Below are 7,612 nucleotides of genomic sequence, written 5' to 3' on the forward strand. Positions count from 1 at the left end.
GTGGTGGGGTGAGGGCGGTGCTTACGTCCTGACTTCGTGCTCGATAGCGCGCTCGATAAGCTGGTTCAGACTAATCCCCTCAGCCGCAGCCGTTTCGACCGCGCGGGCATGAAGCTCGGGGTCGATGCGGGCGTTGAAGCGGCCGGAGAAATGGCGCACCGGATCGATGCCGTTTTCCTCGCAGACCTCAAGAAACGTTGCCAGCGATCTGGCGCCCTCAACCTTCAGGGTGGGGATATCGCTGGCATAGAAGTCAGCGCTACCGTTCAGGCCGAGGAACTCGCCGCGCAGCATATCGGTGTCCGGGTCGTAGCTGATGACCGCGCGATGGTTGTCGATGGTGAGGATGTTCATGGTTTGATTCCGTTTGATTCGAGCCATTTGCGGATGCTGGCCACTGCGCCCTTATCGGTAGTGGGCCGGGGATGCGGCCTGTGATAGACCTGTACCTGGTCGAACAGCACAACTGCAATCCGTGAACCCTCGCGCTCTGTGACTATTGCACCGAGTTCGATGAACAGCGCTTCAATGTCCGACCATCTCACGTTGACAGAAACAGGGTGCGCAAAGATCAGTTCGAGGGTTCGTGTGTGGGCTCGCTTCATTAGAAGTTGATAGTACCAAAATATGGTACCAAACGCAACCCACCTTTTACCCCCCCTTCGCCGCCGTCAACTGCGCATAAACATCATGCGAAAGCTGCAGCAGCACCTTGCGGTCGATCCCGCCCGACACCGCATACCCGAAATCCCCATCCACCCAGTAGAAAACATTCACCGGCCCGTCCTGATACAGCTTGAACGCGGTGGTATTCGAATTCACCTTGCGATGCGAGATGCACAGCGTCACGCGCTCGTCCCCTGGGCCGCGATACATGAACTGCGCGACCGGTCCGTCCGCGCCGGGCAAAATGCGTCCGCCGCTCAGTTCAAACCCACTCTTGTTGAGCAACGGCGCATGGACGTCAGTACCAAGCTTGTTCGACAGCCATTGCACGAAATCCCGATCCTGGTCCGTACCGGTGCTATCCGGCACCTGGACTGCCGGCATATACACCACATGCGCTATCGCTGCCTGACGGGCCAGCCCATCTGACGCATCCGCACTGACCGGGCGCGTGTCAGACGGATTGCCGCCCATCGCCAGCGAGCTCGCCGCCGTGCTGCCGGGCACATCCTTGCCCATCTGCGTGCCGATGCCAATTCCGACCCCCATCACCAACGCCGCCGCCATGCCCGCAAACTGCGGCCAGTTCGCCGCGTCCAGCCAACGGCGCTTCGGCGCCGGCGGCTGCAGCCGCCTGGGCACCGGCTCGCTCAGCACACGGTCGTAGCGCTCGTGAAACAGGTTGTTCAGGGAAAAATAGTCGCTGACCCGCGAAGCCAGTTCGGGGTTCTGCTCGAGTGCGCGCTCCACCAGGGCGCGGCGTTCCTCGGACAGCGTGCCGTCCACGTACGCGTGCAGTTCTTCTTCGCCGATCGGAGTTTGTTCGTTCATCGCACCACCTGTAATTTCGCACCGGGCTGAGTACCCGCCATCAAAGCCCTGAGCCGTTCGCGTCCCCGTGACAGGCGTGACATCACGGTGCCGATCGGTACGTCCAGTGCGAGCGCCACGTCGGCGTAGCTCATTTCTTCGAGGCCGACCAGCAGCACCACCTCGCGCTGTTCCGCCGGCAAGCGCTGCAGCGCGTAGTCGAGATCGCGCATTTCCAGCGAGCGTGTCGCGTCCGCCGTCACGGCGAATTCGCTTTCGGCGACGCTGTCGTCATCCACCGAAACGTGCACCGCCCGCACCGATGCCTTGCGCGCCTGATTGGCGAACACGTTATGCATGATGGTGAACAACCATGCGCGCAGGTCGGTGCCGGCCTGAAACAGGGCGGTGCGCCCCAATGCGCGCTCCAGCGTGTCCTGCACCAGATCGTCGGCCAGGTCCCGGTTGTTGATCAGCGCCCTCGCATAGCGGCGCAACCTCGGGACGTGCTCCATTAATTCATCACGGATGTCCATTGCCCTTACCTGTATGTGCCTTCGACCCGGCGCTGCGTGCCCGCTCGTGCGATCGATGGCGTTTGAGGTGCAAACACGCCGGTTTGCATTTTATTCCCGCGACAACACGCGAACCAGAACCTGTTCCCGGTTCACTCGCTTCCTAGCGCATTGTCATGAAGTCGGCGGCACGCATCAGGCCGCGGGCGTCGGCTGCGCCGGCCAGCACATAACGCTCACGGCCGGCGGTCCAGGTGAGCAGGCGCAGCGTGCCGACCCGCCGCGCGCTCCACTGCGGCTGGGCCGCGGCGGCCGGCCGGGTGGGCGCAACAAGCAGGACGATCGGCTCAGATACGGTATTCAGATAGACATATTCTGACGCTCGCGCCAAAGGTCCAAGTGTCAACGTCCCGTGGCTCACCAGGTGCATGCCGACCGGGGCGAGGTTGGGTGCGGCTGGGTCCGACGCCACAGCCACAGTGCCGGAATGTTCCCCAGCGTGCTCCCCGGCGGCCTGCGCCAATGCCATCACGGCGGCGTTGTCCAGCGCTTCGGTGGATACTTGTGACGCCATCATCCATCCGCTGACAGCCGCGAGGGCCAGAGCAAGCGTGGCGGCCAGCGTCAGCGTGGCGCGCAGCGGCCGCCGCATGGCGGTCCGGACCCACATCCGCAGCCGTTCGCCTCGAACCGTGCCGCCCAGACCGTTGCCGGCCGGCCCGGCCGCCAGAGGTTCGTCGGTAGACTGGAAGGCGTGCTGGATCTGCTGGTTGAGCTTGCCGTAAAAGGCCACCCGGCGCGCCTCACCGGGGCGCTTGCCGAGGTAATGGCGCAAATGGGCGGCGCGTTCGGGCGTGAGCAGTCCGTCGGCGTAAGCCTGGATGTCGGTTTCGGAGAGTGGCGGGTCGTGCCGCGGGTCAGTCGGTTTCATGGTTGCTGCGTCTGGAGATGGCCTGTTGCTCTGCTAACACGAGCGGTGCATCTTTATTCCCCGGGTCCGCTTGCTTCGAGTCCGGAATAAATTCGTACCACCTGTGTTTGCCGCCGTGTAGACCCGCCTGAACGCTTGAACAGTCAGAGGAATACCCGTGACAAAGCCCTCGTTTCCCGCGCCAGAGCGCATTTGCGTACCATGCCGGCTCGCGGCGATCGGCGCCGTCGTGCTGGCCATGGCAGGCGGTTTCGCCTATGTGGCCGGCTGGCTTACGCCGCAGCGCCTGACCACGCATCGCATCATCAACGCCTTCGAAGCGGATAACGGCAGCCATCCGGGTTTTCGCCGCAACCACGCAAAAGGCGTCTGCGTGTCGGGCTATTTCGACAGCAACGGCAAGGCCGCCGCGCTTTCGACTGCGGGCGTGTTTGCGCCGGGACTCACCCCTGTGATCGGGCGTTTTGCGATCCCCGGCGGCAATCCGTCCGCGCCCGACACCAGCGTGCCGATCCGCAGCCTGGCCTTGCTGTTCACGCAGCACGACGGCGAGCAGTGGCGCACCGGGATGAATTCTGTCCCGGTGTTTCCGGTCCACACGCCCGAGCAGTTCTATCAGCAACTGGTCGCCGCCAAACCCGACCCGGCCACCGGCAAGCCGGATCCGGCAGCGCTCAAGGCGTTTTATGCGGCGAATCCGGAGACGCACCCATTTCTGGCCTGGGTTAAAGGGCACGCGCCATCGTCGAGTTTTGCCAATGGTTCGTACTACAGCGTGAATGCGTTCCGCTTCGTGGACGCCCAGGGCGAGGGGCATGCGGTGCGCTGGGCGATGGTGCCTGAAACGCCGTTTGCGCCGGTTACGGATGAGCAGAACAGCGAAAAGAATTTCCTCCAGGCCGATCTTGCCGCGCGCCTGCAAGCCGGTCCGCTACGCTGGCATCTGATCGTGACGCAGGCCGCACCCGGAGATCCGACTGACGACGCCACGCTGCAGTGGCCCGACGGCCGTCAGCAGATCGACGCCGGCACGCTCGTGATCGAGCACGAGACTTCGCAGGACGACGGCCCGTGCCGCGACGTCAACTTCGATCCGACCGTGCTGCCCGCGGGCATCAGGACTTCGAACGATCCGTTGCTTGCGGCGCGTTCGGCGGCCTATTCGGTTTCATACAACCGGCGCACTCGCGAAGAGGCGCTCGATCCCAACCTGCACCGGCTACAGCCGAACGGAGACCGGCCATGAAGCCGACATATGCACACTTCAGCCCGCTACAGAGACTGCTGCACTGGACGATGGCCTTGCTGATTCTCACGATGCTGTTCGTCGGGGTCGGCATGGTCGCGACGCTCTCGCATGCGCACGATACGCTGATCGCGATTCACCGGCCGCTCGGCATTGCGATCCTGCTGCTGGTGCTGCTGCGCATCGGCCTGCGCCTCAGGCGCGGCAGTCCGCCGTTGCCCAATGACATGCCGACATTGCAACGTACCGTAGCGAGGCTCTCGCATCTCGTGCTGTATGCGCTGATGCTGGCCATGCCGCTGATCGGCTGGTCGATGCTCTCAGCCGAGGGTTATCCGGTGACGATGTTCGGTGGCGTCCACTTGCCGGCCATCATGCCGCATGACATACGGCTCTTTGCCTTGCTGCGAGCCTTGCACACTTACCTGGCCCTGCTGCTGTTTGTCACAGTGCTGGGACATCTGGCCGCCGCGTTGTTTCATGGGCTGATTCGCCGCGACGGGGTGTTCTCGAGCATGGCGCGCGGCGCCCGCCGCGCATGAAAAAACGCTCGGTGCGGCGCTCGCCGAACTGCGCGGAGTCGACGATATTCGCGCCGCTCTCGCGCGGCGCGACCGAAACCGCGTGCACGATGCCCGGCTGGCCGCGACACGACAGCTTCAGGATAGAGCTGTTTTCAGGGTATGACATGAACGGTTCCGCTTCGATCAGCTTTTGACGCGTTCCGAACGCGGGTCGTAGGGCGCCTTCAGATGAACGGTGGCGGGCAGCAGGTCGCCTGCGACGTCGATCTCGTAGCGGCCGCTCGTCAGATACGCCGTGTCGGCCGTGCCGTCCGGATTGTTGATGTAGCCCATCGCCACCGGACAGCCGAACGTATGGCCGAACGCGGCCGAACTGACGAAACCCACGGGCCTGCCGTCACGCAGGATCGCTTCGCCGCCCCACAGCATGCGGTCTGCGGCGCCGTCGGCCGTGAGCACTACCATGCGCCGGCGCAGCGGCTCATCGTGCAGCTTGAGCAAGGCCTCGCGGCCACGGAACGGAATGTCTGTGTTCAGCTTGCAGGCGAAGGACAGGCCGGCTTCGAACGGGTTCGAGTCGGGCGTCAGTTCGCGGCCCCAGGCGCGGTAGCCTTTCTCGATGCGCAGCGAATCGATGGCGTAATAGCCGGCATCGACGAGGCCGAACGGTTTGCCCGCGCCATGCAGCGTCTCGTAGACGCCTGCTGCGAATTCGACCGGCACGTACAGCTCCCAGCCCAGCTCGCCGACATAGGTGAGGCGGGTGGCGCGTACCGTCGCATAGCCGATGTCCACTTCGCGGCTCTGGCCGAACGGGAACGCGGCGTTGCTCCAGTCGGCCTTCGAGATGCTCTGCAGCAGCTCGCGTGAACGTGGTCCCATTACTGCCAGCACGGCATACTGGCCGGTGACGTCCACGAGCGTGCAATGCCTGTCGTGCGGGATCGATTTTTCGATGTAGTCGAAGTCGCGCGTGGTCTGCGCCGAACCTGACACGATCAGGTACTGGTCGGCTGCAAGGCGCGTCAGCGTGAAGTCCGATTCGTAGGTGCCGCGCTCGTTGAGCATGCCGGTATAGACGGTGGTGCCCGGCGCCACCGCCACATCGTTTGTCACGATGCCTTGCAGCACGCTCTCTGCGTCGCGTCCCTTGACGAGGAATTTCGAAAACGAGGTCATGTCGAACAGCGCCACGCCTTCGCGGCAGGCGCGATGTTCGGCGCCGCTCCACGGCAGCCAGTTCTGCTGGCCGAAGGCGTAATCGATCTTCGCCTCGGCTACGCTCGGCGCAAAGAAGTTCGGACGCTCCCAGCCCATCTTGCTGCCGAAGCTCGCGCCCGCGTCGCGCAGCATCGGGTACAGCGGCGAGCGGCGGAACGGGCGCGCGGTATCGAGCTCGCGGTTCGGCCAGGGCATCGCGTAATGCAGGCCGAGCGTTTCCTTGACGCGGTCGTGCAGCCACGTGTCGTTGCCGTTAAAGCGCGCGAAGCGGCGGATATCGACCGGCCACAGGTCCATGGTCGGCGTGCCCGCGACGATCCATTCGGCGAGCGCCATGCCGGCGCCGCCGGCCGAGGCGATCCCCATCGAATTGAAGCCCGCGCCCACGAAAAAACGACGCAGCTCGGGCGCTTCGCCGAGGATAAAGTTGTTGTCCGGTGTGAACGACTCCGGTCCGTTATAGAACTGCCTGACCTGAGCGGTTTCGAGCGCCGGTACGCGCTCCAGTGCGTTTTCCATCAGGATCTGGAATTGATCCCAGTCGTCGGGCAGCAGCTGGAATTCGAAATTTTCGGGAATGCCGTTCATGCCCCACGGTTTCGCGTTCGGTTCGAAGCCGCCCATCACGAGGCCGCCCACTTCTTCCTTGAAGTAGATAAAGCCGTCGGGGTCGCGCATCACGGGCAGATCGGGATGCACGCCGGCAATGCGTTCGGTGACGATGTAGTAGTGCTCGGCCGAATGCAACGGCACGGTGACGTCGCACAGGCGGCCCACGGCCTTGGCCCACTGGCCGGCGCAGTTGACGACGATCTCCGCGCCGATGGAGCCTTCCGCGCCGTCCTTGTTGCGCCACGCGAGGCCGCTCACTTCACGGCCGCCGGGCGTTTGCCGCGTATGAATGGCGGTGACGCGGGTGTTCTCGACGATCCGCGCGCCGCGCGTGCGGGCGCCGCGGGCGAGGGCCTGGGTGAGGTCGGTCGGGTTGGCCTTGCCGTCGCCGGGCAGCCAGACCGCGCCGAGCAGGTCGTCGGTGCGCATGACGGGCCACAGGTCGCCGGCTTCCCGCGGACTGATTACGTCACAAGCCACACCATATGCACGGGCGACCGCGGCGGTGCGCTTGAGCTGCGTCATCCGCTCCGCGGTGCGGGCGACCGACAGCGAGCCGCATTGTTTCCAGCCGGTGGCGAGGCCGGTGTCCGCTTCCAGTTCGGCATACAGGGAGGTGGAGTAGCGGATCAACCGGGTCATGCTTTCCTGGGCGCGCAATTGACCCACGAGGCCTGCCGCATGCCAGGTGGTGCCGCACGACAACTGGCCCTGTTCGAGCAGGACCACATCGGTCCAGCCCATCTTCGTCAGGTGGTACGCCACGGAGCAGCCGACAATGCCGCCGCCGACGATCACGACCCGCGCGTGTTGAGGAATAGGTGTAGACATCGGTTGGATCCTGCCGGTGAATGTTGATATTCGTGGAAATGTGTTGGCATAGATTGCAACAAAAGGCCGCAAAATGCAATATTGTCACGGAAAATTCACTTCGTATGAGGCGCGTGAGAATCTGTCAATCCTAACTCTGAGAGGGCTCAACGTCATATGACGCATCGCTGTTGATTTGGTTGGAATTGTGTGGAAATGGCTTTCCCTCCGCGCGAGCGTTTGCTAGACTGAGCGCCACACGCACCCACCCACCCGC

The 7,612-nt window shown here is 63.9% G+C and carries 8 protein-coding genes and 1 pseudogene; 2 read left to right on the forward strand and 7 right to left on the reverse strand.

All coding sequences use genetic code 11. The features are described 5' to 3' along the window. Nucleotides 1–21: 21 nt before the first annotated feature. The 5 genes from FFS45_RS40960 to FFS45_RS40980 form a co-directional block, all read right to left on the reverse strand. A complete protein-coding gene (locus FFS45_RS40960; RefSeq protein ID WP_212745814.1) occupies nt 22–354 on the reverse strand; it encodes a type II toxin-antitoxin system HicB family antitoxin in 333 nt (110 codons plus the stop codon). Next, entirely contained in the window at nt 351–605 is a 255-nt protein-coding gene (locus tag FFS45_RS40965) for a type II toxin-antitoxin system HicA family toxin (RefSeq protein WP_137960269.1), read from the reverse strand. Before FFS45_RS40965 ends, FFS45_RS40960 begins: the two co-directional genes overlap by 4 nt. Before the next feature lie 46 nt (nt 606–651). Beyond that, nucleotides 652–1,497, reverse strand: a complete 846-nt coding sequence (locus FFS45_RS40970; RefSeq protein ID WP_137960270.1) for an anti-sigma factor — start codon at nt 1,495–1,497, stop codon at nt 652–654. Next, nucleotides 1,494–2,012, reverse strand: a complete 519-nt coding sequence (locus FFS45_RS40975) for a sigma-70 family RNA polymerase sigma factor (protein WP_137960271.1) — start codon at nt 2,010–2,012, stop codon at nt 1,494–1,496. The genes FFS45_RS40970 and FFS45_RS40975 overlap by 4 nt, the downstream gene beginning before the upstream one ends. A gap of 142 nt (nt 2,013–2,154) precedes the next feature. After that, on the reverse strand, nt 2,155–2,922 hold the full coding sequence (locus tag FFS45_RS40980; RefSeq protein ID WP_137960272.1) for a transcriptional regulator: 768 nt from the start codon (nt 2,920–2,922) through the stop codon (nt 2,155–2,157). A 157-nt stretch (nt 2,923–3,079) separates the two neighbouring features. Between FFS45_RS40980 and FFS45_RS40985 the strand changes: the two genes are divergently transcribed. Then, nucleotides 3,080–4,168: a catalase family peroxidase gene (locus FFS45_RS40985; protein ID WP_283204796.1), complete on the forward strand. Its 1,089-nt coding sequence runs from the start codon at nt 3,080–3,082 to the stop codon at nt 4,166–4,168. Continuing rightward, nucleotides 4,165–4,710: a cytochrome b/b6 domain-containing protein gene (locus tag FFS45_RS40990; RefSeq protein WP_137960273.1), complete on the forward strand. Its 546-nt coding sequence runs from the start codon at nt 4,165–4,167 to the stop codon at nt 4,708–4,710. Before FFS45_RS40985 ends, FFS45_RS40990 begins: the two co-directional genes overlap by 4 nt. Here FFS45_RS40990 and purU read toward each other — a convergent pair. Both purU and FFS45_RS41000 read right to left on the reverse strand, forming a co-directional pair. Further along, nucleotides 4,703–4,858: pseudogene (gene purU, locus FFS45_RS42680) on the reverse strand (formyltetrahydrofolate deformylase); the annotation flags it as partial. The gene FFS45_RS40990 and the pseudogene purU overlap by 8 nt on opposite strands. Before the next feature lie 17 nt (nt 4,859–4,875). Further along, nucleotides 4,876–7,356 carry an FAD-dependent oxidoreductase gene (locus FFS45_RS41000; RefSeq protein ID WP_137960275.1) on the reverse strand — a complete coding sequence of 827 codons (2,481 nt, stop codon included), beginning with the start codon at nt 7,354–7,356 and terminating at the stop codon, nt 4,876–4,878. Nucleotides 7,357–7,612: the final 256 nt, after the last annotated feature.

The sequence above is a fragment of the Burkholderia sp. 4M9327F10 genome, from assembly GCF_005503145.1.
In the GTDB taxonomy this organism is placed as follows: Bacteria; Pseudomonadota; Gammaproteobacteria; order Burkholderiales; family Burkholderiaceae; genus Paraburkholderia.